General features: G+C 72.6%; 16 protein-coding genes. 11 read left to right on the top strand and 5 right to left on the bottom strand.

Annotation, left to right across the window (positions count from 1 at the left end):
• Nucleotides 1–63 precede the first annotated feature (63 nt).
• Both guaB and OG276_RS14005 read left to right on the top strand, forming a co-directional pair.
• Complete coding sequence (gene guaB / locus OG276_RS14010; RefSeq protein WP_266905385.1) at nt 64–1,578, top strand: IMP dehydrogenase; 1,515 nt, start codon at nt 64–66, stop codon at nt 1,576–1,578.
• Between the two features lie 167 nt (nt 1,579–1,745).
• Nucleotides 1,746–2,870, top strand: coding sequence for a GuaB3 family IMP dehydrogenase-related protein (locus tag OG276_RS14005; RefSeq protein WP_266905383.1), 1,125 nt, complete (start codon nt 1,746–1,748; stop codon nt 2,868–2,870).
• Between the two features lie 87 nt (nt 2,871–2,957).
• Here the strand turns inward: OG276_RS14005 and OG276_RS14000 are convergent, their stop codons facing one another.
• The 4 genes from OG276_RS14000 to OG276_RS13985 form a co-directional block, all read right to left on the bottom strand.
• On the bottom strand, nt 2,958–4,634 hold the full coding sequence (locus OG276_RS14000; RefSeq protein ID WP_266905381.1) for a pitrilysin family protein: 1,677 nt from the start codon (nt 4,632–4,634) through the stop codon (nt 2,958–2,960).
• 8 nt (nt 4,635–4,642) lie between these two features.
• Nucleotides 4,643–5,608 carry a hypothetical protein gene (locus OG276_RS13995; RefSeq protein WP_266905379.1) on the bottom strand — a complete coding sequence of 322 codons (966 nt, stop codon included), beginning with the start codon at nt 5,606–5,608 and terminating at the stop codon, nt 4,643–4,645.
• A 244-nt stretch (nt 5,609–5,852) separates the two neighbouring features.
• The gene (locus OG276_RS13990) at nt 5,853–6,386 is read right to left on the bottom strand and encodes a hypothetical protein (RefSeq protein ID WP_266905377.1); all 534 of its coding nucleotides are present in this window, start codon (nt 6,384–6,386) and stop codon (nt 5,853–5,855) included.
• Between the two features lie 138 nt (nt 6,387–6,524).
• On the bottom strand, nt 6,525–7,754 hold the full coding sequence (locus tag OG276_RS13985) for a nucleotide sugar dehydrogenase (RefSeq protein ID WP_266905375.1): 1,230 nt from the start codon (nt 7,752–7,754) through the stop codon (nt 6,525–6,527).
• 400 nt (nt 7,755–8,154) lie between these two features.
• Here OG276_RS13985 and OG276_RS13980 point away from each other — a divergent pair, with 400 nt between their 5' ends.
• The 7 genes from OG276_RS13980 (at nt 8,155) to OG276_RS13950 (ending at nt 23,484) form a co-directional block, all read left to right on the top strand.
• Complete coding sequence (locus OG276_RS13980; protein ID WP_266905374.1) at nt 8,155–9,873, top strand: glycerol-3-phosphate dehydrogenase/oxidase; 1,719 nt, start codon at nt 8,155–8,157, stop codon at nt 9,871–9,873.
• 149 nt (nt 9,874–10,022) lie between these two features.
• On the top strand, nt 10,023–12,560 hold the full coding sequence (locus OG276_RS13975) for a protein kinase (RefSeq protein ID WP_266905372.1): 2,538 nt from the start codon (nt 10,023–10,025) through the stop codon (nt 12,558–12,560).
• Nucleotides 12,561–12,677: 117 nt separating this feature from the next.
• A complete protein-coding gene (locus tag OG276_RS13970) occupies nt 12,678–16,013 on the top strand; it encodes a protein kinase (RefSeq protein ID WP_266905370.1) in 3,336 nt (1,111 codons plus the stop codon).
• 117 nt (nt 16,014–16,130) lie between these two features.
• Nucleotides 16,131–17,837, top strand: coding sequence for a serine/threonine-protein kinase (locus OG276_RS13965; protein ID WP_266905368.1), 1,707 nt, complete (start codon nt 16,131–16,133; stop codon nt 17,835–17,837).
• Between the two features lie 195 nt (nt 17,838–18,032).
• Entirely contained in the window at nt 18,033–19,661 is a 1,629-nt protein-coding gene (locus tag OG276_RS13960) for a succinic semialdehyde dehydrogenase (RefSeq protein ID WP_266905366.1), read from the top strand.
• A 100-nt stretch (nt 19,662–19,761) separates the two neighbouring features.
• On the top strand, nt 19,762–21,594 hold the full coding sequence (locus OG276_RS13955) for a GMC oxidoreductase (RefSeq protein ID WP_266905364.1): 1,833 nt from the start codon (nt 19,762–19,764) through the stop codon (nt 21,592–21,594).
• A 228-nt stretch (nt 21,595–21,822) separates the two neighbouring features.
• Nucleotides 21,823–23,484: an LPXTG cell wall anchor domain-containing protein gene (locus tag OG276_RS13950; protein ID WP_266905362.1), complete on the top strand. Its 1,662-nt coding sequence runs from the start codon at nt 21,823–21,825 to the stop codon at nt 23,482–23,484.
• A gap of 322 nt (nt 23,485–23,806) precedes the next feature.
• On the opposite strand, the gene OG276_RS13945 is transcribed toward OG276_RS13950, so the two are convergent.
• Nucleotides 23,807–24,118 carry a chorismate mutase gene (locus OG276_RS13945; RefSeq protein WP_266905360.1) on the bottom strand — a complete coding sequence of 104 codons (312 nt, stop codon included), beginning with the start codon at nt 24,116–24,118 and terminating at the stop codon, nt 23,807–23,809.
• A gap of 295 nt (nt 24,119–24,413) precedes the next feature.
• On the opposite strand from OG276_RS13945, the gene guaA reads away from it, so the two are divergent.
• The gene (gene guaA / locus OG276_RS13940) at nt 24,414–26,000 is read left to right on the top strand and encodes a glutamine-hydrolyzing GMP synthase (protein ID WP_266905358.1); all 1,587 of its coding nucleotides are present in this window, start codon (nt 24,414–24,416) and stop codon (nt 25,998–26,000) included.
• A 124-nt stretch (nt 26,001–26,124) separates the two neighbouring features.
• The gene (locus tag OG276_RS13935; RefSeq protein WP_266905356.1) at nt 26,125–26,907 is read left to right on the top strand and encodes a class II aldolase/adducin family protein; all 783 of its coding nucleotides are present in this window, start codon (nt 26,125–26,127) and stop codon (nt 26,905–26,907) included.
• Nucleotides 26,908–26,962 lie beyond the last annotated feature (55 nt).

Below are 26,962 nucleotides of genomic sequence, written 5' to 3'. Positions count from 1 at the left end.
AGAGGCGTCGGGATCCCGTTAGCATGGACATCCGCGCTGAGCAAGACCATCTTGGAAGGTGTCATGACTGTGAACGGCAGCGACTCGACTGGGATGCCCGACAAATTCGCCACGCTCGGCCTCACCTATGACGATGTGCTGCTGCTTCCGGGGTCCTCGGACATGTCCCCGGACGCCATCGACACCTCCTCGCTCATCTCCCGCAACGTCCGTGTGAACGTCCCGCTGCTCTCCGCCGCCATGGACAAGGTCACCGAGGCCCGGATGGCCATCGCGATGGCCCGCCAGGGCGGCGTCGGCGTGCTGCACCGCAACCTCTCCATCGTCGACCAGGCCAACCAGGTCGACCTGGTCAAGCGCTCCGAGTCCGGCATGGTCACCGACCCGATCACGGTGCACCCCGACGCGACCCTGCGCGAGGCCGACGAGCTCTGCGCGAAGTTCCGCATCTCCGGCGTCCCGGTCACCGACCCGGCGGGCAAGCTGCTCGGCATCGTCACCAACCGCGACATGGCCTTCGAGTCGGACCGCAGCCGCCAGGTGCGCGAGGTCATGACCCCGATGCCGCTGGTCACGGGCAAGGTGGGCATCTCCGGCGTGGACGCCATGGAGCTGCTGCGACGCCACAAGATCGAGAAGCTGCCGCTCGTCGACGAGGCCGGTCTCCTCAAGGGCCTCATCACGGTCAAGGACTTCGTCAAGGCCGAGAAGTACCCGAACGCCGCCAAGGACAAGGACGGCCGGCTCCTCGTCGGCGCGGCCGTCGGTGTCGCGGGCGACGCGTACGAGCGGGCCCAGGCCCTGATCGAGGCGGGCGCCGACTTCATCGTCGTCGACACCGCCCACGGCCACTCCCGCCTCGTCGGCGACATGGTCTCCAAGATCAAGTCGAACTCCACGGTCGACGTGATCGGCGGCAACATCGCCACCCGCGACGGCGCCCAGGCCCTCATCGACGCCGGCTGCGACGGCATCAAGGTCGGCGTCGGCCCCGGCTCCATCTGCACGACCCGCGTCGTCGCCGGCATCGGCGTTCCGCAGGTCACCGCGATCTACGAGGCCGCGCTCGCCGCCAAGGCGGCCGGCGTGCCGGTCATCGGCGACGGCGGCCTGCAGTACTCCGGCGACATCGCGAAGGCGCTCGTCGCCGGCGCCGACACCGTGATGCTCGGCTCGCTGCTCGCGGGCTGCGAGGAGTCCCCGGGCGAGCTGCTCTTCATCAACGGCAAGCAGTTCAAGTCGTACCGCGGCATGGGCTCGCTCGGCGCGATGCAGTCCCGCGGCGACCGCAAGTCCTTCTCCAAGGACCGCTACTTCCAGGAGGGCGTGGGCGGCGACGACAAGCTCATCCCCGAGGGCATCGAGGGTCAGGTCCCGTACCGCGGCCCGCTCTCCGCGGTGGTGCACCAGCTCGTCGGCGGTCTGCGCCAGTCGATGTTCTACGTCGGCGGCCGCACGGTGCCGGAGCTCCAGGACCGGGGCCGCTTCGTCCGGATCACCTCGGCGGGGCTCAAGGAGAGCCACCCGCACGACATCCAGATGACCGTCGAGGCTCCGAACTACAGCCGCAAGGGCTGATCGCAGCAGCGCTCGAGCAGCACCTGAGCAGCACCGGAGGGGCGGGCCCGCACGGGTCCGCCCCTCCGGCGTGCCCGGTGCGTGCGTCCGTACAGCGGTCACCGGAACGCGGCGCGCCGGGGTTCGGGGATACTGGACGGGCAGACCCACAGGAAAGGCCACCACACGTGACTGAGATCGAGATCGGGCGCGGCAAGCGCGGCCGCCGGGCGTACGCGTTCGATGACATCGCCATCGTCCCCAGCCGCCGTACCCGGGACCCGAAGGAGGTCTCGATCGCCTGGCAGATCGACGCCTACCGCTTCGAGCTCCCGTTCCTGGCCGCTCCCATGGACTCGGTCGTCTCCCCGCAGACCGCCATCCGCATCGGCGAGCTCGGCGGCCTCGGCGTGCTGAACCTCGAAGGCCTGTGGACCCGGTACGAGGACCCGCAGCCGCTGCTCGACGAGATCGCGGAGCTGGACGAGGCGACCGCGACCCGCCGTCTCCAGGAGATCTACTCCGCTCCGATCCAGGCGGACCTGATCCGTCAGCGGATCAAGGAGGTGCGCGACTCGGGCGTCGTCACCGCCGCCGCGCTCTCCCCGCAGCGCACGGCCGAGTTCTCCAAGGCCGTCGTCGACGCGGGCGTGGACATCTTCGTGATCCGCGGCACCACCGTGTCGGCGGAGCACGTCTCCGGCGCCGCCGAGCCGCTGAACCTCAAGCAGTTCATCTACGAGCTCGACGTCCCGGTCATCGTGGGCGGCTGCGCCACCTACACCGCGGCCCTGCACCTGATGCGCACCGGCGCTGCCGGTGTCCTGGTCGGCTTCGGCGGCGGCGCCGCGCACACCACGCGCAACGTCCTGGGCATCCAGGTCCCGATGGCCACCGCCGTCGCCGACGTGGCCGCGGCCCGCCGCGACTACATGGACGAGTCCGGCGGCCGCTACGTGCACGTCATCGCCGACGGCGGCGTGGGCTGGTCCGGCGACATCCCCAAGGCCGTCGCCTGCGGCGCCGACGCCGTGATGATGGGCTCCCCGCTGGCCCGTGCCACGGACGCGCCCGGCAAGGGCAACCACTGGGGCATGGAGGCCGTCCACGAGGACGTGCCGCGCGGCAAGAAGGTCGACCTCGGCACGGTGGGCACCACCGAGGAGATCCTCACCGGCCCGTCGCACTCCCCGGACGGTTCGATGAACATCTTCGGCGCGCTGCGCCGCTCGATGGCCACCACCGGCTACAGCGAGCTCAAGGAGTTCCAGCGGGTCGAGGTCACCATCGCGGACTCGCAGCACAGCCGCTGACGGCTCTTCCCCACGCATGCCGGAGGGCCGGCGCCCCTTTGCGGGGCGCCGGCCCTCCGGCATGTCCGGTCCGGTGCCGGCCGGGGGTCAGCCCTCCTGGCGTTTGAAGGCGCGCATGTTGAGCAGGGTGCGGACCGTCGGGATCCCGCACAGGGCCGCGATCGCGCCGAAGCAGCCGACGAGCGTCCAGTCGGCCCCGTCGGGGCCGTGGGACTGGAGCTCCCCCTGGAGGGCGCCGAGCGTCAGCAGGGTGGTCAGCAGGGAGAGCATCACCCAGATGCCGATGTGCGGGGCCAGCGAGGAGAGCTGGACCCGCTGGTCGGTCCGCGGGATCTGCCCGGGGTCGCGAGCCGGCATGCGCACCACGACCGCCGCGGGGACCCCGGTGTCCAGCGGGGCCAGATCCGCCTCGGTGATCTTGAACAGGGTGGGTTCGACGGCGAGGGTGAAGCCGTCGGTCCCGACGAGGCTGCGCCCGCCGTCCGGGTAGATCCGCATCAGGGCGCAGTCCTCGTAGCGGACCGTGATCCGGCTGTCCGTGGAGACCAGGCTGATGCCCTCCTCGGCCACGATCAGGGAAACGAGCTCCTCGCCGTACATCGTGAACCGGCGGCCCTCGACGAGGTCGTCGGAGTCCTGCGGCGCGCAGGTGAGGCCCGCCCACTCCACGTCCCTGCCGGGCGCCTGCATCAGGGCGCCCGCCCACACCTCCTCGGCGATGCGGCGCAGGTCCTCGGTGGTCACCGCCTCGATCTCGGCCCGCAGTTCCTTCTCCGTGGGGGCGGAGCGGCCCATGAGGAGGTCCAGGGCGGCCGCGGGCAGCAGCGCCGCATCCGTGTGCGGTACGTCGAACCGGGCGAGCCGGGTGGCCCGTACGGCGTCCAGGTCGCTCTGTGCGATCCGGCCGGCCCGCAGGGCCGCGAAGACGTCGACGAGACCGCCGACCACCGCGTCCTGCTTCTGCGGCAGGGAGTCGGCGAAGGCCGTCAGCGTCGCGCAGGACCCGTCGCGCAGGGTGTAGTCGGCGGCCGCCGTGTAGGAGTAGCCGCCCTTCTGGCGCAGGGCGCGGAAGAGCTCCTTGCCCAGGACGTCGGCGAAGAGCGAGGCCTCGGTGGAGCGCGGTACGACGGCGCTCAGGACGACCGTGCCGTCCTCCCCGGGGAAGTACGCGGGTGTCCGCGGCAGCGCCGAGGTGGCGGCGGGAGCCGGGCGGCGGGTGCCCGCGGGGAGGTCGAGGGTCAGGCCTTCGGGGACGGTGTCGCTGGTGATCCACAGGACGGCGTTCTCGCGGGTGAACCATTCCCCGGCCCAGCCGCGCACGTCCTCCTCGGTCAGGCCGGTCAGACCGGCCTCCGGGTAGCTCGTCAGCCCGTACGACTGTGCGCCGTAGCGCCAGATGGCCGAGTGGTGGCCCGCTCCGCGGCCGTGGCCGACGGCCTCGGTGCGCAGGATCTCCTTCTCGGTGCTCAGCCGGTCCATGGGGAGGTCGCCCAGCGCGGTGCAGACGCCGGTCAGGTACTCGACCACGTCCGCCGGGGTGCCGGTGACGTGGAAGTGGGTGTAGGCGGCGGCGGTGGCGCCGTTGTAGTGCAGATCGCTCAGACCGTGGCGGTACAGGGCGAGGTGCTCGACGAGGTGGGTGATGCCGCTGGTGGCGAGGGTCTCGTCGGCGCGGCCGACGCGGAAGAACAGGCCCGCGGTGACCGGGCCGGGGCGGTGGGCGAGGAGCGTGGGGACGCCGTCCACGGAGGTGTGGGTGATCATGTCGCTCCTCAGCCCATCGCCAGGGCGAGCTTGCGGTGCCGTTCGAACTCGGCGACGGGGTCGCTGTCGAGGTACTCCCACGGGAAGCCGCTCAGCCGGTTGCCGAGGGCCCGGAAGTGCGGGGCGGCCTCGTTCCAGCGGCCCGCCAGGCTGTGCAGGGCGGCGAAGACGCCGTGGGCGGTGACGGCGTGGTGGCGCTCGGAGTCGAAGTCCGGGTGCAGCACGGAGGCGGCCGCCGCGCGGGTGAGCTGGGCGTGCCGGGCGGGGTCCTCGACGTACTCCTCGGCGTCGTCGTGTTCCGTGTGGATCAGGTGCAGCCAGTGCTCCAGCTGGACGATCGCGAGGAGGGTGGCCGCGGGGGAACCGGGCCGGGCCTTCTCGGCGCAGGCGCCGGCGAACTCCTCGGCCTCCTCCCAGCTGCCGCCCCACTTGGGGCACAGCTGCTGGAGCAGTTGCTGCTGTCCGGCGAAGTGGTGGGGGTGGTGCTCGACGAGCCGGTCGTAGCGGCGGCGGACCTCGCTCGGGCCGAGCTGGAGTCCGCGCGCGGTGTTCACCCGGAGGTACCAGGCGAGGGCGTACTCGGGGTGCTCGGCGCAGACGCTGATGAGCACGGCCTCCGCTTGCCGCAGGTGGGCCCGGAACTCCTGGAGGCGGCTGCCGGTCACGAACGCCGCGAACTCGCCCGTACGGATCTGCCATCCCATGGTCAGCAGCCGGTCGGCGTACAGGGTCGCGGCCAGCGGGTCGCGCGGCAGCCGCTCGGCGGTGAGCCGCAGGAACTCCTCGCTCCCGGGGGTCTCGGCGACGACCCGGGAGGCCAGGGTGCGGTCGTCCTCGTCGCGGACGGCGGCGAAGGCGGCGGTCAGGGAGTCCCAGTCCCCGGCCAGCGTGGCCGCGCGCAGCGGCGCGAGGGCCGGGATGGCGAGGACGGGGTCGAGGAGCGGCCGGTCGGGCGGCACGGAGATGGCAGACACGGGCGGATCATATGATCGTTTCGCATCGTTGCAACAGGGAATTCGGGCTGTCGATTGATGCGGTATCGGATCGTGTTGTGCCTGGTCAGAGCGCATTCAGGGGGAAGTGGCCTGAATTGCTCCGACGAAATGTGGTGTGCTCGGGAGCTGGTTCCGGTTCCCCGGTCTTGCCGTTCGGCGGCAGGCCGGAGCGCCCGGCGGGCAGGTGCCCGCCGGGCGCTCCGGAACTGAGGGGCTGCCTGCCTCAGGCGCCGATCTTCTTGGCGGTGCTGAAGCCGGCGAAGGCGCCGAGGGCCAGGAAGAGGGAGCTCATGATGGCGTCATTTTCCTTCCAGATGTCGACCAGGCCGGATACGCCCAGCGTGCTCAGCACGTCGCCGACGCCGGCGCCGGTGGCTCCGCTCAGGTAGAGGGCGTCGTAGAACAGCTGGCCGAGGAAGACCGAGGCGGCCGAGAGGACGGCGGCGATGACCGGGAGGGCCGGGTTGCGACCGCCGAGCTTGCCCGCTGCGAAGCCGATGAGGGCGCCGACGCCGACCGCGGCGTAGCCGATCTCGCGCTCGATGGCGTTCATGATGCCGCCGTACGCCGCGGCGGCGGCCAGAGTGGCGACGAGCGCGGCGACGATGCCGAGGGCCAGGTTGTTGGGGCGGACCGGGGCCGGGGCGAGGAAGTCCGCTCCGGACGGGCCCGGGGCCGGGCTCAGGAAGTCGGCTCCGGACGGGCCCGCGGGGGCGGGCGTGGAGTCGGGTGTGGGCGACGGGAACTGCTGGCTCATGGAGAAATCCCCCCCAGGGATTTGGGCACACGGGGCCCGCACGGCTGACGTGGGGGGTGTATGCGCGAGATAAGTCGCCGCAGGCTAGCAGCAGCCTGCGACATCCGTGGAGGGGTTTCGGGCGGGCGGTGCGCGGCCCTAGAGGCGGTGCGCGGCGCCCGCCGGGCTGGCGCCGCGGGTGTCCAGGAGCAACTGGGCCTTCACCGCGAGGCCTTGCAGGTCGTAGGTGCGGTGGTGCTGGAGCAGGATCGTCAGATCGGCGTTGGCGGCGGCCTCGTACAGCGATTCGGCGCGGGGGACGGGCTGGTCCCTGACGCGCCATCCGGCGATGTAGGGGTCGTGGTAGCTGATCAGCGCACCGAGGTCGAGGAGGCGGCTGGCGATCTCGCGGGCCGGGGAGCCCTCCTGGTCGGCGAGGTCCGGCTTGTAGGTGACGCCCAGGAGGAGGACGCGGGCGCCGCGCGCGGACTTGCCGTGCTCGTTGAGCAGGGTGGCGCTGCGCTGGATGACGTACTGCGGCATCCGGTCGTTGATCTCCTGCGCCAGACCGACCATGCGCAACGGGTGGCCCGGGGTGCGGGTGGTGTGGGGGAGGTAGTTGGGGTCGAGGGGGACTCCGTGGCCGCCGACTCCGGGGCCGGGGCGGAAGGCCTGGAACCCGTACGGCTTGGTCTCGGCGCAGCGGATGACGTCCCACAGGTCCACGCCCAGGTCGTGGCAGAGCACGGCCATCTCGTTCATGAGGGCGATGTTGACGTGCCGGTAGTTCGTTTCGAGGAGCTGGACCGTTTCGGCCTCGCGCAGGCCGCGGGCGCGGACCACCTTGTCGGTGAGGCGGGCGTAGAAGGCGTGCGCGGACTCGGTGCAGGCGGGGGTGAGGCCGCCGATGACCTTGGGGGTGTTGGAGATGCCGTGCGTGCGGTTGCCGGGGTCGAGGCGGCTGGGGGAGTAGGCCAGGTGGAAGTCCCGGCCGGCGCGCAGGCGGGAGCCCGATTCGAGGATCGGGCGCAGGTAATCCTCGGTGACGCCCGGGTGGGCGGCCGATTCGAGGATGACGGTGGTGTGCGGGCGCAGCCGGGCGGCGAGCGTGCGGCCCGCCTCGCCGACCGCGGACAGGTCGAGTGCGCGGTCGGCGCCGAGCTGGGTGGGGGCGCAGATGACGGCCGTGCGGACCCGGCCCAGTTCGGCGGGGTTGGTGGTGACCCGGAAGCCGGCCGCCGACATGCGGCGGATCTCGGCGGCGGTGAGGGTGGAGTCCGTCGCCGGACCGCTGTCGTAGCCGACCGTCTCGATCCCGGCGGCCACGGCTGCCTGGGCGAGCGGGAGGCCGAGATGGCCGAGTCCGATGACGGCGAGATCTGCGGGCATGGGGGTGCCGTCCCTTCCCTTCCCTGACATGCATGAGGGGGCGGAGCGCGCAACTCCTGTGGAGGACGAAAGCTGGCGCAATGTCAGACTAGGCGTATATATGACAGATATGTCGTATTCAGGGGTCTTGGTCGCCTCCGTGTTATCCACAGGCGGTGGCTGATGTGGATGGGGCCGGTCAGAATCATGAAACGGGCGATGTGAGCGGGATCACCCATAACCGGTGGGACGACCGCACAGGGCGAACGGGGCGACCCGCGTCAACGGGAGGCAGGCAGCCGTGAGGACTGGGACAGGGGCAGGGGCAGGGGCAGGGGCAGGGACGGGCGCAGCGGCAGGCGAGGGGACGGGGTCGGGGTCTGGGGCGGGGTCCGGGGCGGGGATGGGGATGGGCGCGGGGATGGGAGGAGGCGGTGGGCGGGCCTCGCTGGGGCCCGTGCAGCGGGCCGAGGCGCTCGCCGGTATGGCCGAGCGGGAGCTGGACGTGCTGGTGGTCGGGGCCGGAGTGGTGGGCGCCGGTACCGCCCTCGACGCGGTGACCAGAGGCCTGGCGACCGGGCTGGTGGAGGCGAGGGACTGGGCTTCGGGCACCTCCAGCCGTTCCAGCAAGCTCATCCACGGCGGGCTCAGATACCTGGAGATGCTCGACTTCGCCCTCGTGCGGGAGGCGCTCAAGGAGCGCGGCCTGCTGCTGGGGCGGCTCGCCCCGCACCTGGTGAAGCCGGTGCCGTTCCTCTATCCGTTGCAGCACAAGGGGTGGGAGCGGTTCTATGCCGGATCGGGCGTCGCGCTGTACGACGCCATGTCGCTCTCCAGCGGCCACGGGCGCGGGCTGCCGACGCACCGGCACCTCTCCCGCAAGCGCGCCCTGCGGATCGCGCCGGCCCTGCGCAAGGACGCGCTGGTGGGCGCCCTGCAGTACTACGACGCCCAGATGGACGACGCGCGGTACGTGGCGACCTTGGTCCGGACGGCCGCCGCGTACGGGGCGCAGTGCGCCAACCGGGCGAGGGTCATCGGCTTCCTGCGGGAGGGCGAGCGGGTCGTCGGCGCGCGGGTGCAGGACGTGGAGGGCGGCGGGGAGTACGAGATCCGGGCGAAGCAGATCGTCAACGCCACGGGGGTGTGGACCGACGACACCCAGGCGCTGATCGGGGAGCGCGGGCAGTTCCACGTGCGGGCTTCGAAGGGCATCCACCTCGTCGTTCCCAAGGACCGGATCCACTCCTCGACCGGACTGATCCTGCGGACCGAGAAGTCGGTGCTCTTCGTCATCCCGTGGGGCCGGCACTGGATCGTGGGCACCACGGACACCGACTGGGACCTGGACAAGGCGCACCCGGCGGCGTCGAGCGCGGACATCGACTACCTGCTGGAGCACGTGAACTCGGTGCTGGCGGTCCCGCTCACCCGGGACGACGTCCAGGGGGTCTACGCCGGCCTGCGGCCGCTGCTGGCCGGGGAGTCGGACGCGACGAGCAAGCTCTCGCGCGAGCACACGGTGGCGCACCCGGTCCCGGGGCTGGTGGTCGTCGCCGGAGGCAAGTACACGACCTACCGGGTGATGGCCAAGGACGCGGTGGATGAGGCGGTGCACGGGCTGGACCAGCGGGTCGCGCCGTGCGTGACGGAGGACGTGCCGCTGGTCGGGGCCGAGGGGTACCGGGCCCTGTGGAACGGCCGGGCGCGGATCGCCGCGCGGACCGGGCTCCATGTGGTCCGGGTGGAGCACCTCCTGAACCGGTACGGCTCGCTGACGGAGGAACTGCTGGCACTGATCGCGGAAGACCCCTCCCTCGGAGAGCCGCTGACGGGCGCCGACGACTACCTCCGTGCGGAGGTGGTCTACGCGGCCTCGCACGAGGGGGCGCGGCACCTGGACGACGTGCTGACGAGGCGGACGCGGATCTCGATCGAGACCTTCGACCGGGGGACCCGATCGGCGCGCGAGTGCGCGGAGTTGATGGCTCCGGTTCTGGGCTGGGACGAGCAGCAGATCGAGAAGGAAGTGGAGCACTACGAGAAAAGGGTGCAGGCTGAAAGGGAATCGCAGCGCCAGCCGGATGATCAGACGGCGGACGCGGCGAGGCTGGGGGCGCCGGACATCGTCCCGTTGTAACTCCGCGATGTCGCGGGCGGAACCGCGGACCCGGGGGTCCCGTCCGTTGCGGAGTAAGGGACAATGAGGGTTCTGCCGGGGCGGGTTACCGGGCACCCCGGCCGCTGCCAGGGCAACCGGAGCAGGCGGCACGAACGCAGAGGGGACGCATGTCGAAGCCGGAGCACACCGAGTCGCCGGAGCCGTCTGTCGGGACGGGATCGCCGGTGCCTCCGGCGACACCACCGACGGACCCGAAGTCTCCCGCCGAGACGCCTGCGGCTTCCGCGGCGCAGCCGCAGGCGCGGAAGCCTGCTGCAGCGAAGGCTGCCGGTGGGGCCGAGCCGGAGGACGCGAAGCCTGCTGGGGCGAAGGCCGAGCCCGAGGATGCGAAACCTGCTGGGGCGAAGGTCGAGCCCGAGGATGCGAAGCCTGCTGGTGTGGGCGCCGGGTCTGAGGGTGGGAAGCCTGCCGGGGTGAAGGCGGAGCCGGAGGATGCGAAGCCTGCTGCGGCGAAGGCCGAGCCCGAGGATGCGAAGCCTGCTGGTGTGGGCGCCGGGTCTGAGGGTGCGGAGCCTGCCGGGGTGAAGGCGGAGCCGGAGGATGCGAAGCCTGCCCGGGTGAAGGTCGAGCCGGAGGATGCCAAGCCCGGGGGTGCGAAGGCGGAGTTGCGGAAGGCTCCCGTCGTGCGGGCGGACGGTGTGGGCGAGGACGGCAAGCCCGTCGCGGTGAGCAAGGCCGACGAGGTCGCCGCCGCCGTCAAGGCCGCCGCGGCCAAGGCGGGACAGGGCGCTCAGGACGAGGGCAGGCTGCTCGCGGGCCGGTACCGGCTCAGTGACGTCCTCGGCAAGGGCGGCATGGGCACCGTCTGGCGCGCCCAGGACGAGACCCTCGGCCGGACCGTCGCCGTCAAGGAACTCCGCTTCGGCAGCGGCGTCGACGAGGACGAGAAGCGCCGACTCATCACCCGCACCCTCCGCGAGGCGAAGGCCATCGCCCGGATCCGCAGCGGCGGCGCGGTGACCGTCTACGACGTCGTCGACGAGGACGGCCGGCCGTGGATCGTCATGGAGCTCATCGAGGGCCCCTCGCTCGCGGAGTTCATCCGCGAGAGCGGCCCGCTGACCCCCCGCCGCGCCGCGGAAGTCGGCCTCGCCGTGCTCGACGTACTCCGTGCCGCCCACCGCCAGGGCATCCTGCACCGGGACGTGAAGCCCTCCAACGTGCTCCTCGCCGACCACGGCAACGGCCGCGTGATCCTCACCGACTTCGGCATCGCCCAGGTCGAGGGCGACCCCTCCGTCACCTCCACCGGCATGCTCGTCGGCGCGCCCTCGTACATCTCGCCCGAGCGGGCCCGCGGCCAGCGCCCCGGCCCGCCGGCGGACATGTGGTCGCTCGGCGGCCTGCTGTACGCAGCCGTCGAGGGGGTTCCCCCGTACGACAAGGGGTCGGCGCTCGCGACGCTCACCGCCGTGATGACCGAGCCCGTCGAACCGCCCAAGAACGCCGGCCCGCTGACCGAGGTCATCTACGGCCTCCTCGTCAAGGACCCCGCCCACCGGCTCGACGACGATCGCGCCCGGGCGCTGCTCACCGCCGTGATCGATGCGCCCGAGCCGCCGGCTCCCGTACTCGCCCCGGAGGTCGAGGAGACCCGGCAGATATCGCTCGCCGAGGCCCGCGACGCCGCCGAGAAGGCGGCCGCCGACAAGGCGGCCAAGGCCGCCGAGAAGGCGGAGAAGAAGGAACGCGAGCGCCGTGAGCGCGAGCAGCGCGAGCGCGCCCGCGCGGCGCTGAAGTCGGCCCGCAAGGCGGCGGCCGCCAGTGCCGCGGCCTCGGCCGCCGCCACCGCCACGGCCGTGACCGCGGCCGAGTCCCCGTCGCCGCGTCCGGCGCCCGTCGCGGCCCCGCTCACCGACGTCGTGCCGCGCCGCACCATCGCGCTCGCGATCGCCGGCGTGGTCGTGGCGCTCGCCGTCATAGGCTCGGTCATCGCGTACGCCATCGTCGGCGACGACGACGAGAAGGGCGGTTCCCCGAAGGACGGCAAGGGCGGCAGTTCCGCGGCGGCTTCGAGCCCCGCGGCCGGTTCCTCGCCGTCGCCCTCGCCCTCGCCCTCCCCGTCTCCCTCGCCGAAGTCCGGCGAGTCCTCCGGCGGCGGGTCCGCTTCGCCGGATCCGGGCCAGTCGCAGGGCTCCGGCACCAACCCCGGCCAGGGAACCACGCCCGGGGGCGCCCTGCCCGGGCTCCCGCCCGGGTTCGCCCAGGTCAACGACCCCGGGTTCCACTTCGCGATGGGCATGCCCGAGGACTTCAAGCAGACCGGGGTGATAGGGGACGACGACGGCGTCATCTACAGCCGCGACGGCGGTTTCCCGCGCATCCAGATCGACTTCAACAAGTCGCCGAAGCAAGACGCCCGTGCCGCCTGGCTGGCGCTGGCCCCGAGCGTGGCGAGCAGCAGCAGCAACTACAAGCTGCTGCGCCTCGAAGCGGTCCCGTACCGCGGGTACCCGACCGTCGCGGACTGGGAGTTCGAGCGGGACCAGAAGGGCTCGCGGGTCCGGGTGCTCGACCGCGGGTTCAGGATGGACGCGAAGCACGGCTACGCCATCATGATCACCTGCCTCGCCGACCAGTGGGACGCGGCGGAGTGCACGCAGCTGCGCACCACGGCGTTCGACACCTTCCAGCCGCTGGGCTGATACGGGTTCCCCGCGAGCTCGGGTCAGCCTCGCCAGGGCCGGGACGCGGGCGCCTCGGGCGTCGTATCGTGTCAGCGGGGCCTGGGGGACGGGCCCGCAGCTCTCGGGGGAGGCGATGTGGAGGACTACGCGGGCCGGATCCTGGCCGAGCGCTACCGTCTGCCGTTGCCGCCGTCGGACGCTTACGAACTGATCGAGACCCGGGCCTTCGACACGCGCAGCGGGCAGGAAGTCCTCGTGCGGCAGGTCCCGTTACCGGAAGTCGTCGACGCGGAGCTGCTGGACGGCACGCGGGGCGGTCCCCCCGCCGCGGGGGGCCGGCGCGTACCGCACGCTGAACTGCCCGCCGTGCGCAGGGCGATCGAGGCGGCGCAGGCGGCGGCGTCCGTGCCGGACCATCCGCGGCTGGACCAGGTCTTCGACGTGTTCGCGGAGGGCGGTTCGCTGTGGATCGTGAGCGAACTCGTCCCGGCCCGACCGCTGGCCGCGCTGATCGCCGACGAACCGCTGAGCCCGTACCGGGCGGCGGAGGTGGCGGCGGACGTGCTGACCGCTCTGCGGGTGCTGCACGCGCACGGGTGGACGCACCGGAACATCACCATGCGGACGGTACTGATCTGCGAGGACGGGCGGGTCGTCCTGACGGGGCTCGCGGCGGGGGCGGCGGAGGACGCCCTGTGCGGGTACGACCCGGTCCCCCAGCGGGACGGTACGGGCGACTTGGCGGGGCCCTGGCCGGGCGGTGAACCGGGCGGTGCCTCGGCGTTCGCGGCGGGCGGGCCGGTGAGCGGCGGTGGGTACGGAGACGGTTACGGCGGCGCCGTCGGCGCGGGCGCCGTCGGCGCGGGGGGCGGCGGGACCGGGTACGGCAGTCGTGCCTCGGGCGGTCCGGTTCCGGGCCCGGTTCCGGGGCCTGGTGTGGACGCCGGATACGGGCAGGGGCCCGGACCCGGGGTTGGTGCGGACGGCGGGTACGGCGCCGAGTACGGGGGCGGCTCCGCGGATGTGGCGGGATGGGATGCGGCGGCCGGTGCGGCAACAGCCGCGCAGGGGGGCGGGAGTGCGCCGGAGTACGCGCCGCTCGTGGCTCCGGGGTACGACACCGGGCCGCGCTACCGGGACCACATAAGCCCCGACTCCGCGAGCGGGCCCGATGCTTTCGGTGCCGGTGAGTCCGGGACTCCCGGCGCTGCGACTGCCTCCGGGGCCTCCGGGGCCTCCAACGGGCACGGTGTCCCCAGGGCCACCGGGGCCGCTGCCACCCCCGGCACCCCCGGGGACCGGCCCGATCTGAAGGCAGCCGCGCGGGCCGGGGCCGTCGCCGCGTACCGGGCCGGGGCCCAGGCCGCGGCGCGGATCACCGAGCAGCGCAAGGCGGCCGGAGCGGAGCCGGAGGCGGAGCCGAGGCCGGAGGGGTCGAAGCTGCCGCAGGGGTACTCGTACCCGTACGGCGGCCCGGACACCGGCGCGACCTGGCACGGCGCCACCCCGCGCCGCCAGGCCCTGCCCCCGGCCGAACCGGAGCCGCCGGCCCGGGCCGCGCTGCCGGCGCAACTCGCCCTTCCGCAGGGCTACCAGCAGGCGGACACCCAGGGCGGCGGCGCACCCCGGGCCTCCGGCGACGGCCAGAACCCCGGGCAGCCGACGGCACCGGGCGGCCGGGCGCAGCCCCAAAACGGCGCGGAGCGCCGGGCGGTCCCCGGGCCGGGGCACGAGCCCGTCCACGGGCAGCCCTCACCGGGACCGGGCCACGCGGGCCACGCGGGCCACCAAGGCCACCCGGCTCCGGCGAGCACGGGTCAGCCGGTCGCGCGGGACGGCGCCGACTACGGCCGCCGGCCCCAGCTGGGGCCGGGCAGCCCGGACCAGGCGGGCCACGGCCAGGCCGGTCCGCAGGGCGGTGCCGGGTACGCGGCGGCTTCCGGGGCCCGGGGTCCCGGGCAGACCGGCCCGCAGGCAGATCGGCAGGGCGGCGCCGGGCACGTGACGGCTCCCGGGGCCGGTGGGTACGGCCAGGGCGGCCCGCAGGGCGGCGCCGGATACGCGGGGGCTCCCGGGGCCGACGGTTACGGCCACGGCCGTCCGCAGGGTGCCCCCGGGCACGCCGTGGTTGCCGGGGTCGAAGGCTACGGCCAGGCCGGTCCGCAAGGTGGTGCCGGGTACCCGGTGGTTCCCGCGGGCGGCGGTTACGGGGCGTCCCGCCCCGGTGGTGGTGCCGGCGGGTGGGGGAGCGGGCCGCGGAGCGGGCTCGATGCGGAGCGGGCGCGGCAGACGCGGATGGCCGTGGTCGGGGCCGTTACCGAGCGGTGGGCTCCCGAGCAGGCGCAGGCCGTGCACGGGCCGTGGCAGCTGGCCGCGCCGGTCGGGCCGGCCACCGACCTGTGGGGGCTCGGCGCGCTGCTGTACCGGGCCGTACAGGGCCATGCCCCGTACCCCGAGGACAGCGTCGCCGAGCTCGTGGAGATGGTCTGCGCCGAGCCCCCCGCCTTCGCCGAGGAGTGCGGCCCGCTGCGCCCGGTCGTGGAGTCCCTGCTGCGCCAGGACCCGACCGAGCGGCCCGACTTCGAGGAGCTCCGCGGCTGGCTGCGTTCCCTCGTGCGGTCCGCCCCGGAGCCCGACGGCGGCTTCGCCATGCTGCCGCCGGTGGTGGAGGACCCGGCGAGGCTGCCCGTCGTACGGCGGCGGGCCGACCTGCACGGCCGGCACCGCAGCGCCGAACACCCCCGCAAGCCGCGTTCGCTGGGGCGTTCCCTGTTGCTCGGGGTCCTCGTCCTGCTCTCGGGAGCGGTGGCCTACGCCCTGTTCTTCATGCCCCGCTCCGCCGATCCGCAGGGCGGGCAGAAGGCCGCCGGGATGAGGCCGCCCGCCGCGACCCAGTCGCAGAGCCCGGGCCGCGGCCCCGGCCAGAGCCCGAGCCCGAAGCCGAGCGGGTCCGGCCAGGTTCCGAGCCCTTCCGCGAACCCGCCCGAGTCCAAGCCGGCCCCGCAGACCAATGCCCCCGCTCCCTCCGGGTACACGGCGCAGCAGGACGCCGAGCACTTCTCGATCAACGTCCCGAACGGCTGGGAGCGCCGCGGAATGAACGAGTCCGGTCAGGTCCGCTACACGGAGGGGGATTTCGTCCTGACCGTCGTCCCCGGCCGGGACAAGGTCCAGGGCAACCCCGACCCGGCCACCTACCAGAAGGACAAGGAGCCCGAACTGGCCCCGTACCGCTCCTCCACCTGGTCCAGCGTCAGCGACATCAAGTCCACCAAGGTCGGCAGCCAGCTCCGCGTCACCGGCCGGTACACCTGGATCGACGGCAACGGCCGCTCCGTGGTGGCCCGCAACTTCGTCGTCGCGCTCGGAGGTTCCTACCACGTGGTCATGGTCACGGGCCCGCAGGACCAGGAGGGCAAGGTCACCGAGATCTTCGAGCAGGCGACGGCCAGCTACCGGAGCGGCGGCTGACGAGGTATCAGTACGGCGATTGCGTCACAGTGCGGCCCAACCGCCTCCGAGTGGTTCCGCCGCCGCCCGCGATCTCCGTAGTCTGACCGGAAGTGCACAGAGCGGCGGCGGGGATTCGTGGAACAGCAGACAGGTGCGGGTGCGGTGCTCGCGGGCCGGTACCGGCTCGTGGAGCCCATCGGCAGGGGCGGCATGGGCAAGGTGTGGCGCGCCCACGACGAGCTGCTGCACAGGACGGTCGCCGTCAAGGAACTGACGGCGGGCCTGTACGTCGCCCAGGCGGACCGGGACGTCCTGCACCAACGCACGCAGAAGGAGGCCCGGGCCGCGGCCCGGATCCAGCATCCGGCGGTCGTCACCGTGCACGACGTGCTGGAACACGACGACCGGCCGTGGATCGTCATGGAGTACATCGACGGCCCCTCCCTCGCGGACGCGGCGAAGACGGCCGGCCGGATCGAACCCCGTGAGGCGGCCAGGATCGGGCTGCACGTGCTCGGCGCGCTGCGCGCCGCGCACGCGGTCGGCGTACTGCACCGTGACGTGAAGCCGGGCAACGTGATGCTCGCCAAGGACGGGCGGGTGATGCTCGCCGACTTCGGCATCGCCGCGATCGAGGGCGACTCCTCCATCACGCGCACCGGCGAACTCATCGGCTCCATCGACTACCTGGCTCCCGAACGGGTCACCGGCGGGTCCCCCGATCCGTCCTCCGACCTGTGGTCGCTCGGCGCGACGCTGTACACGGCCGTGGAGGCGCGCTCGCCGTTCCGCCGCACCTCGCCCATCTCCAGCCTCCAGGCCGTGGTGAACGAGGAGCCGGCCGCCCCGACCCACGCGGGCGCGCTCGCCCCGGTCATCACGGCGCTGCTGCGCAAGGACCCGGCGCAGCGGCCTTCGGCCGACGAGGCCGAGCAGATGCTGCTGCAGGCGATGGAGGGCCGCGAGCCGAAGTCGGCGCAGGCGTACGTACCCACGCGCGCGATGGGCTCCGAGGAGCTGGGCGCCGCCCGGAACGAGCCGGCGGACACGGCCGAGCTGCCGGGGGACGGGGCCGGTGATCGGGGAGCGGACCAGGGCCGGGCCCCGCAGCCGCAGCCGCAGCCGGAACCGGCATTCGCAGCCCGCTCCGAGGCCGGACCGGGCGGACCTGGCGGCCCGTCCCGCCGCGGTGCCGGATCCCCGGGCCGGATCGGCCGCGCGGCCGTCGTCGCCGTGGTGGCGGCGCTGCTCGGTGGCGCCGGGGTGTTCGGGATCCTGAAGTACACCAGCGACTCGGAGACGGGCGGCGCGATCCCGGGCCGGACGGCCGGGGCGCCGGAGTCGTCCGGCGACGGGAACGCCAAGGGGCAGGCGGAGGAGACCCCGCCGGCGGGCTGGCGGAAGGTGGTCGACAAGCAGGGCTTCTCCCTCTTCGTCCCGGACGGCTGGAAGCGCCGGGAGGACGGGACGCAGATCGACTACACCGGGGACGGCGGCAAGCACTTCATCCGGATCGCGATGGACCGCAAGCCGCCCTTCAGGGACCCGTACGCGCACCTGCTGGACCTGGAGAAGCAGGTCCAGAAGCGTTCCGACTACGTGCGCCAGACCCTGCACCCGAACACCTTCCGGGGGCAGGTCAAGGCCGCCCTGTGGGAGTTCGGCTGGACGGAGCGGACCGGGGCGTTCACCGGGCCCCGGCAGGCCATCGAGCAGATGTACTACGCGCCGGACGGCACCGAGTACGCGGTGTACATGTCGGGTCCGGTCTCGGACTGGGACACGACCCGGTCGCAGTTCGACGTCGTGCTCAGCGGCTGGAAGCCGGCCCCGGCCCACTGAGACGTGCCCCTTGGGGCGGGCCCGCCGAGACCGGCTCGCTGAGACCGGCCCGCTGAGACCGGCCTGCCGAGACCGTTCCCCGGCGGGCCCCGGTGCCCGGATTCCGCCATCCTGCCAGCGATCACTGGCAGAAATGGCAAAATCCGGTTACCGGCGGGTACCCAAAGCACCCCCGGGCGCAATACGCTCACGCCCATGACGGACACGCAGGCCCCGGCCCCCCTCCGCAGCGCCCCGCAGCCCACCAATCCGGTCGCCCCCGCCCCGGCGGGCGCCCGGAGCGCCGCCGACGTGGTGACCCCCGAACTGGTCGCCCGGCTGACCCGCGGAGTGGCCGGCTCCGGCCGCACCGCCAACCACAGCCCCTTCACCGGGGACCGGCTGGCGGAGCTCCCCGAAGCCACCCCCGAGGATGTGGCGGCGGCCTTCGCCGCGGCCCGCGCCGCTCAGCCCGCCTGGGCGGCCCTGCCCGTCCGCGCCCGGGCCGCCGTACTGCTGCGCTTCCACGACCTGGTCCTGTCCCGGCAGGCCGAGGTGCTCGACCTGATCCAGCTGGAGACCGGCAAGGCCCGCCTGCACGCCCACGAGGAGGTGCAGGCCGTCTCGATCGCCGCCCGGCACTACGGCCGCAAGGCGCCCTCGTACCTGCGCCCCAAGGGCCACACGGGCGCGATGCCTACCCTCACCAAGGTCACCGAGCTGCGCCAGCCGCGCGGGGTCATCGGCCAGATCGCCCCCTGGAACTACCCCCTCGAACTGTCGATCGGCGACGCCCTGCCCGCCTTCGTCGCGGGCAACGCCGTCGTGATGAAGCCCGACACCGAGACCGCGCTGACCGCCCTGTGGGCCCGTGACCTGATGATCGAGGCGGGCCTGCCGGCCGAGGTGTTCCAGATCGTCCTCGGCGAGGGCCCGGTCGTCGGCCCCGAGCTGGTCCGGCACGCCGACTACGTTTCGTTCACCGGCTCCACGCGTACCGGCCGCGAGGTGGCCCAGGGCGCGGCCGCCCGCCTGGTCGGGGTCTCCCTCGAACTCGGCGGCAAGAACGCCATGCTCGTCCTGCGCGACGCCGACGTGGAGAAGGCCGCCGCCGGCGCCGTCCGCGCCTGCTTCTCCTCCGCCGGCCAGCTCTGCATCTCCATCGAGCGGCTGTACGTCCACGCCTCGATCGCCGACGAGTTCGTCGCCCGGTTCGCCGCCCGGACCAAGGCCATGCGCCTCGGTTCCTCCCTCGCCTACGGCGCGGACATGGGCTCCCTGGCCGGCGAACGCCAGCTGGCGGCCGTACAGCGGCACGTGGACGACGCCGTGGCCAAGGGCGCCACCCTCGTCACCGGCGGCGTCGCCCGCCCCGACATCGGCCCGCTCTTCTACGAGCCGACCATCCTCGACGGCGTCGAGACCGCGATGGCGGTGTGCGGGGAGGAGACCTTCGGCCCGGTCGTCTCCATCTACCGCTTCACCGACGAGGACGAGGTCATCGAGGAGGCCAACGGCACCTCCTACGGCCTGAACTCCAGCGTGTGGACGAAGGACGCCCGCCGCGGCCACGCCGTCTCGGCCCGCCTGCGCACCGGCACCGTCAACATCAACGAGGGGTACGCCCCGGCCTACGGCAGCGCCCAGGCGCCCATGGGCGGCATGAAGGAATCCGGCCTCGGCCGCCGCCACGGCTCCGAGGGCATCCTCAAGTACACCGAGGCCCAGACCGTCGCCCACCAGCGGCTGCTGCCGATGGCTCCGTCGCTCGGGATGGACGACGAGAAGTACGCGGCGTTCATGACGCGCAGCCTCAAGGTCATGAAGGCCTTCCGGCTCCGCTAGTCCGCGGGTCAGCCAGTCGGTAGGCCAGCCAGTCCGCAGGTCCGTTCCGCAGGTCCGTTCCGCAGGTCCGTTCCGTTGGGTCCGTTTGGGAGGCACCGCAGTGTCGTACGACTACGACGTCATCGTCATCGGCTCGGGTTTCGGAGGGTCGGTCTCGGCGCTGCGGCTCACCGAGAAGGGGTACCGGGTCGGCGTTCTGGAGGCAGGGCGCCGCTTCACCCGCGAGAGCCTGCCGAAGAACAGCTGGGACCTGCGCAACTACCTGTGGGCCCCGGCCCTCGGCCTGTACGGGATCCAGCGCATCCACCTCCTCGGCAACGTGATGGTCCTCGCGGGCGCCGGGGTCGGCGGCGGCTCCCTCAACTACGCCAACACCCTCTACGTGCCCCCCACCGCCTTCTTCGAGGACCGGCAGTGGGCGTCCATCACGGACTGGCAGGACGAGCTGGCCCCCTACTACGACCAGGCCAAGCGGATGCTGGGGGTCCGGCTCAACCCGACGACGACCCCCTCCGACGTCCACCTCAAGGCGGCCGCCGCCAAGATGGGCGTCGCCGACTCCTTCCACATGGCCCCGGTCGGCGTCTTCTTCGGCGACGGAGACGATGCCGAGGGGCAGGGCAAGGTGCGCCCCGGTGACGAGGTCGCCGACCCGTACTTCGGCGGCGCCGGCCCCTCCCGCAAGGCCTGCACCGAGTGCGGCGAGTGCATGACCGGCTGCCGGCACGGGGCGAAGAACACCCTCAACGAGAACTACCTGCACCTCGCCGAGCGGGCCGGTGCCGTCATCCACCCCATGACCACGGTCACCGCGCTCTCCGAGCACCCCGACGGGGGCTACCGCGTCCGCACCGTCGCCACCGATGGCCGCCGCCGCGCCGAGCCCAAGGTGCTGCGCGCCCGGCACGTGGTCGTCGCGGCGGGCACCTACGGCACCCAGACCCTCCTGCACACGATGAAGGACCTCGGCGAGCTGCCCCGCCTCTCGGACCGGCTCGGCGATCTGACCCGGACCAACTCCGAAGGCCTCGTAGGCGCGCAGACCGACGACCGCCGCTACCGCAAGCGGCACGGCAAGGACAAGCGTGCGGACTTCACGCGGGGCGTGGCCATCACCTCCTCGGTGCACCCCAACGCCGACACCCACATCGAGCCGGTGCGCTACGGCAAGGGCTCCAACGCGATGGGGTTCATGACCATCCTCCAGGTGCCCTACTCCCCCCACCGGGTCCGCGCCTGGCTCGGGCGCACCGTCCGGCACCCCGTCCAGCTGCTGCGGTCCCTCTCCAACCGGCGCTGGTCGGAGCGGACCATCATCGGCCTGGTCATGCAGTCCCTCGACAACTCCCTGACCACCTACCGCAAGCCCGGCGGCATAGGCAAGGGCCTGCTCACCGCCCGCCAGGGCCACGGCGCGCCCAACCCCGTACAGATCGCCGAGGCCACGCGGGCGGCGACCCTGCTGGCCGAGGAGATCAACGGGTTCCCGGGCAGCAACGTCGGCGAGCTGATGGGCACCCCGCTGACGGCGCACTTCCTCGGCGGCTGCCCGATCGGCGCCTCGCCCGAGGAGGGCGTGGTCGACCCGTACCACCGGCTCTACGGACACCCGGGCATCTCGGTGGTGGACGGCTCGGCGGTCTCCGCGAACCTCGGGGTCAACCCGTCGCTGACGATCACCGCGCAGGCGGAACGGGCGATGTCCTACTGGCCGAACAACGGCGAGCACGACCCGCGCCCGGAGCAGGGGGCGGCCTACGCCCGCCTGGAGGCCGTGGAACCGGTCCGCCCGGCGGTGCCGAAGGAGGCTTTCGGGGCGCTCCGGCTGCCGTTCCTGGCGGTACCGGAGGTTCCGCCGCGCACGGCGGCCCCCGCCGGACAGCCGCCGACGGCCGGACAGCCGACGGCCGGACAGCCGACGGCCGCCGAATAGCCTCCGCCCGCCGAGACCGGTGAGCCGTTGAACAGCCGCCGAGACCGATGAGCCGTTGAACGACTTCGGCGGGCACCGCACTCCCCCTCCGAGCGCGGTACCCGCCGAACTACATGCAAGACAGCTGCCCGGCCCGGATGGTTGTAGCGGAAACCGGCGATGGATGTGTGTCGTGCGTCACATGGTCAAGAGGGCAACCGAAGGCGGCCCTCGAGTGTCAAGATCGGCATGAGAAAGCACATCTCCCTGCTGGCGGCAGCCGGCCTGGTGGCCGTCGGTCTGGCCGCCGCCCCCGCGAACGCCGCCGATCCGGTGTTCACGCTGATCAGCCCGGCGGAGATCGGCCTGCGCCCGCACCCCGGCCAGAGCGGCGAGCCGCAGAAGACCTCGGTCGACTTCCGTGTGGAGAACCCGACCGGGGGCGAGTTCCAGGCTCCGACCACCTACACGGTCGACCTGAGCCCGCTCAAGGGCATCGCGGACGTCACGCTCGGCGACGGGTCCAGCCGCTGCACCCTTACCGCGGCTGCGGTCACCTGCGACGGCCGCTGGGGGATCTCCCCCGGCGAGGACTGGGTGGGGTCCCTGGACCTCGCCGCCGCCAAGGGCAGCAAGGCCGGCGCGGTCGTCGACCTGACGATGACCGGCGCGGCGAAGGGCGCCACCTTCAAGCCCACCACCACCAAGGTCCGGATCGGCGGCCCCGATCTGGTGATGGAGGAGGCGGCCCTCAAGGCGAAGCTGAACCCGGGGGAGGCGCAGCCGCTCCCGATCGTCTTCGGCAACACGGGCACCGAGTCCGTCAAGGGCGTGGCGCTGGAGCTGAGGACCACGCACGGCATGGGCCTGGTCGAGGAATACGACAACTGCGCCCACAGCGAGGACGACACCACCGACAAGCCCTGGAACAAGGGCTGGTCCACGACGCTCTGCACCTTCGACAACGAGGTCAAGCCCGGCGAGGTCTACGAGATCGCCGGCGCGCTCACCCTGAAGGCCGCTCCGCACGCCTTCCAGGAGGGCCTGATCTACGGGGTCCACCAGGCCGGTTCCGAGCCGAAGTCCACGCGGAAGCTCAGCACGCCCCGCACGGGCAAGAAGCTGGGCATCAAGGCGCGCTCGGCCAAGGCCGCGCCGAGCTCCGCCGATCTGGACCCGTGGAACAACCGGCAGGAGTTCGACTTCTCGGTGAAGAACACCGCCGACCTGGTGGCCACCTCCACCTCCCTGAAGGGCAAGGCGGGCGAGACGGTCAAGGCCGAGCTCGGCTTCCGCAACGAGGGTCCGGCGTGGGTCGCCTACTTCCGCGCGGGTGAGGACGTGGCTCTCGCGGACATCGTGATCCCGGCCGGAGCCAAGGTCACCAAGGTTCCGGAGCAGTGCACTGCCACAACGGCGGGGGGCGAGTACCGCGAAGAGCAGCTGGGCGCCCCCCGCTACTTCTGCACGACGTCGCACATCATCGGGGAGAAGCAGAGGTTCGACTTCCCGTTCGAGCTGAAGATCGAGAAGGTCGTGACGGCCGCCACCGGCTCCGTCTCGGTCGGCCAGTGGTCCGCCAAGGGCACCACCCCGCAGGGCTGGGACCCGAACCACGCCAACAACAAGGCCGCCTTCGTGATCAACGGCAAGGACGTCGTCCCCACGCCGACCACGGCCCCGACCACCCCCGGCCCGAAGCCGACGGCTTCCACGAGCCCGTCGGCCACGCCGGGTACGAGCACCACCCCGAGCCCGGGCGCCAGTACCCCCGGCGGCAAGTCTCCGAACGGCGGTCTCGCCGACACCGGCTCCACCGCCGGGCCGGTCCTGCTCGCCGGTGCGGTGCTCGTGGCCGCCGGTGCCGCGGTGTTCCTGGTGTTCCGCCGGAGGGTCACCGGCCGCGCGTAACGGCGTGGGCCTGGGAGCCCGACGGGGGAAACAGAAGAACGGCCGGTCCGGGGCGTCCCCCGGGCCGGCCGTCCTCGTGTGGTGACCGGGCTGCTGTCCCCTGCCGTCCGGTCACATGAAGGAGCGAGGTCCCACGACGCACGCCCCGCAGGGGGTGCGTCTCATCGCTCCAGCGAGCCACGCGTGGTGCTGCGGTCCCGCACCTGGCTGGCACGGTCATCCGCATCAACGAAGGGCCGTGGGGGCGGTCACGGTCCGGACGGGTGACGAACAGGCGTTACGGGTACGGCCGAGGCCGAGGCCGCGGTGACCGGCGCCGGCCTCAGACCCGGCCCCGGCACAGCTCCAGCAGGGTCATCGCCAGCGTGGTGCCGGGCTTGCCGAGGGCGTCGCTCCAGTGCCCCAGGACCTCCATCTCGCGGGACAGGTGCACCCGGCGCCCGCCCGAGGTGATCCGGGCGTCCTGGATGACGGTCGAGACGGCCATCCGTTCCTGGATCAGGCCGATGATCCGGTCGTCGATGGCGTCGATCCGCTCGCGGGATCCGGCGATCAGCTGCTCGGGGGTGATCGCGGTGGCGGTGGCGGACGAGGTGGCGGTGGCGGTCGCGGGGGTGATCGTGGTCGTGCTCATGGTCGGTCTCCTGTCGGTGGGGTCCGACCGGAGCGGGAACGCCAGAGCGCCCCGGTCCTGTCGGACCGGGGCGCTCTGGGAAGTCAGTGGCTCAAGCGAGCATCACGATGACCCATGGCGACCGGACCGGCCGGTGCCATAGGTAAAGAGGAAGCTCAGCTGCTTGCGCATGGAGGGATTATTACCCTCTGTCCCGCTCCGTGCCAAGCCGGTTCGGACACTGAGACGAAGAGGGGTATCCGTCCCCCGTTAGAATCGACAAAACAACCCCCTCTTCCGCCGGAAGGCCTGCCCCGTGCCAGAAGCCACCTTCGCCACCCACGACAGCGCCCCGGACACGGTTCTCGTCGTCGACTTCGGCGCCCAGTACGCGCAGCTGATCGCCCGCCGCGTCCGCGAGGCACGGGTCTACTCCGAGGTCGTGCCCAGCACGATGCCCGTGGCCGAGATGCTCGCCAAGAACCCGAAGGCGATCATCCTGTCCGGTGGCCCGTCCTCCGTGTACGAGGAGGGCGCCCCCCAGCTCGACGGCGCGATCTTCGAGGCCGGCGTCCCCGTCTTCGGCATGTGCTACGGCTTCCAGCTCATGGCGGTCACCCTCGGCGGCACCGTCGACAACACCGGCTCGCGCGAGTACGGCCGTACCCCGCTGGCCGTCTCCAAGGCCGGATCCACCCTCTTCGAGGGCACCCCCGAGAACCAGTCGGTGTGGATGTCCCACGGCGACGCCTGCTCCGCCGCTCCCGAGGGCTTCACCGTCACCGCGTCGACCGACGTCGTACCGGTCGCGGCCTTCGAGAACGACGAGAAGAAGCTCTACGGCGTGCAGTACCACCCCGAGGTGATGCACTCCACGCACGGCCAGCAGATCCTGGAGCACTTCCTCTACCGCGGTGCGGGCCTGCAGCCCACCTGGACGCCCGGCAACATCGTCGAGGAGCAGGTCGCCCTCATCCGCGAGCAGGTCGGCGACAAGCGCGCCATCTGCGGCCTGTCCGGCGGCGTGGACTCCGCGGTCGCCGCGGCCCTCGTGCAGAAGGCCATCGGCTCGCAGCTCACCTGCGTCTACGTGGACCACGGTCTGATGCGCAAGGGCGAGACCGAGCAGGTCGAGAAGGACTTCGTCGCCGCCACCGGCGTGCAGCTGAAGGTCGTCGACGCCCAGGAGCGCTTCCTGAACGCGCTGGCCGGGGTCTCCGACCCGGAGACCAAGCGCAAGATCATCGGCCGCGAGTTCATCCGCGTGTTCGAGGCTGCCCAGCTGGAGATCCTCCAGGAGGACGGCCCGGCGGTGGCCTTCCTGGTCCAGGGCACCCTGTACCCGGACGTCGTCGAGTCCGGCGGCGGCACCGGCACCGCCAACATCAAGTCCCACCACAACGTGGGCGGGCTCCCCGACGACATCGAGTTCGAGCTCGTCGAGCCGCTGCGCCAGCTGTTCAAGGACGAGGTCCGGATGGTCGGCCAGGAGCTCGGCCTGCCCGCCGAGATCGTCCAGCGCCAGCCGTTCCCCGGCCCCGGCCTCGGCATCCGCATCGTCGGCGAGGTCACCAAGGAGCGCCTGGACCTGCTCCGCGAGGCCGACGCCATCGCCCGCCACGAGCTCACGGCGGCCGGCCTGGACCGCGAGATCTGGCAGTGCCCGGTCGTCCTGCTGGCCGATGTCCGCAGCGTCGGCGTCCAGGGTGACGGTCGTACGTACGGCCACCCGATCGTGCTGCGCCCCGTCTCCTCCGAGGACGCGATGACCGCGGACTGGACGCGCATGCCGTACGAGGTGCTCGCGCGGATCTCCACCCGCATCACCAACGAGGTGCCGGACGTGAACCGCGTGGTCCTGGACTGCACGAGCAAGCCGCCGGGCACCATCGAGTGGGAGTAGTCCCACCTGCTCAGCCGTACGTGACGAGGCCGCCGCTCCCGCCCAGGGAGCGGCGGCCTCGCCGCGTGTATGGCCTCTTCGGCCGGTCGCCGGTACTTTGCGCCGCGACCTTGAAGGAGGGGCCATGACCGAGCGACCCGCAGCCGCGCCCGCACCCGTGCCCGCCGAGCGGCTCGGCTTCGAGATGCCGCCGGTGTTCGCCACCCCCGGGGAGGAGCGCGCCCACCGCAAGGAGCGGCTCGCCGGGGTGCTGCGGCTGCTGGGCGGGCTCGGGTACGAGGACGGGGTGGGTGGGCACGTCAGCGCTCGGGACCCGGAGTTCGAGGACTGCTACTGGGTGAACCCCTTCGGCCGGGCCTTCGGCGCACTCGGCCCCGACGACCTGCTGCTGGTCGACGGGGAGGGGCGGGTCCGCCAGGGGGAGCGCAGGGTCAACCAGTTGGCCTTCGCCGTACACGCGGCCGTCCACCGGGCCCGGCCCGCCGTGGTGGCCGTCGTCCGCACGCAGGCCCCGTACGGCAGGGCGCTCGCCGCGCTCGGCGAACTGCTCGCCCCCGTCACCCAGGAGGCCTGTTCCTTCTACGAGGACCATGCGCTGCTCGACGAGTTTTCGGGCGACGGGGACCCCGAGCGGATCGCGGGCGCGCTCGGCCCCTACAAGGCGCTGGTCCTGCGCAACCTCGGGCTGCTGACGGTCGGCGACTCGGTGGAGGCGGCCGCCTGGTGGTTCATCGCGGCCGAGCGGGCCGCGCAGGTGCAGCTGATCGCGCGGGCGGCCGGGAAGGCGGTGCTCATCAGCCACCACAGCGCGCTCGCGACCCGGGAGCGGTTCGGGTCCGATCTGGCTGCCTGGGCCAACTGCCAGCCGCTTCTGGAGGCCCCCGGAGCGGGTCCGTCAACATCATGAACGGTTAATCACCTGCTCTGACATCGTGCGCAATCCGGAGCACTGCCGCAGTGGT

Source organism: Streptomyces sp. NBC_00086, assembly GCF_026343255.1.
Lineage (GTDB): Bacteria > Actinomycetota > Actinomycetes > Streptomycetales > Streptomycetaceae > Streptomyces.
This window is presented reverse-complemented; position numbering and strand designations above follow the sequence as displayed.

Bases quoted from the DNA above. Each gene is read 5' to 3' on its own strand.
- guaB (WP_266905385.1), top strand. From the start codon at position 64: ATGACTGTGAACGGCAGCGACTCGACTGGGATGCCCGACAAATTCGCC.
- OG276_RS14000 (WP_266905381.1), bottom strand. From the start codon at position 4,634: ATGATCACCCACACCTCCGTGGACGGCGTCCCCACGCTCCTCGCCCAC.
- OG276_RS13990 (WP_266905377.1), bottom strand. From the start codon at position 6,386: ATGAGCCAGCAGTTCCCGTCGCCCACACCCGACTCCACGCCCGCCCCC.
- OG276_RS13985 (WP_266905375.1), bottom strand. From the start codon at position 7,754: ATGCCCGCAGATCTCGCCGTCATCGGACTCGGCCATCTCGGCCTCCCG.
- OG276_RS13980 (WP_266905374.1), top strand. From the start codon at position 8,155: ATGGGAGGAGGCGGTGGGCGGGCCTCGCTGGGGCCCGTGCAGCGGGCC.
- OG276_RS13975 (WP_266905372.1), top strand. From the start codon at position 10,023: ATGTCGAAGCCGGAGCACACCGAGTCGCCGGAGCCGTCTGTCGGGACG.
- OG276_RS13960 (WP_266905366.1), top strand. From the start codon at position 18,033: ATGACGGACACGCAGGCCCCGGCCCCCCTCCGCAGCGCCCCGCAGCCC.
- OG276_RS13950 (WP_266905362.1), top strand. From the start codon at position 21,823: ATGAGAAAGCACATCTCCCTGCTGGCGGCAGCCGGCCTGGTGGCCGTC.
- OG276_RS13945 (WP_266905360.1), bottom strand. From the start codon at position 24,118: ATGAGCACGACCACGATCACCCCCGCGACCGCCACCGCCACCTCGTCC.
- OG276_RS13935 (WP_266905356.1), top strand. From the start codon at position 26,125: ATGACCGAGCGACCCGCAGCCGCGCCCGCACCCGTGCCCGCCGAGCGG.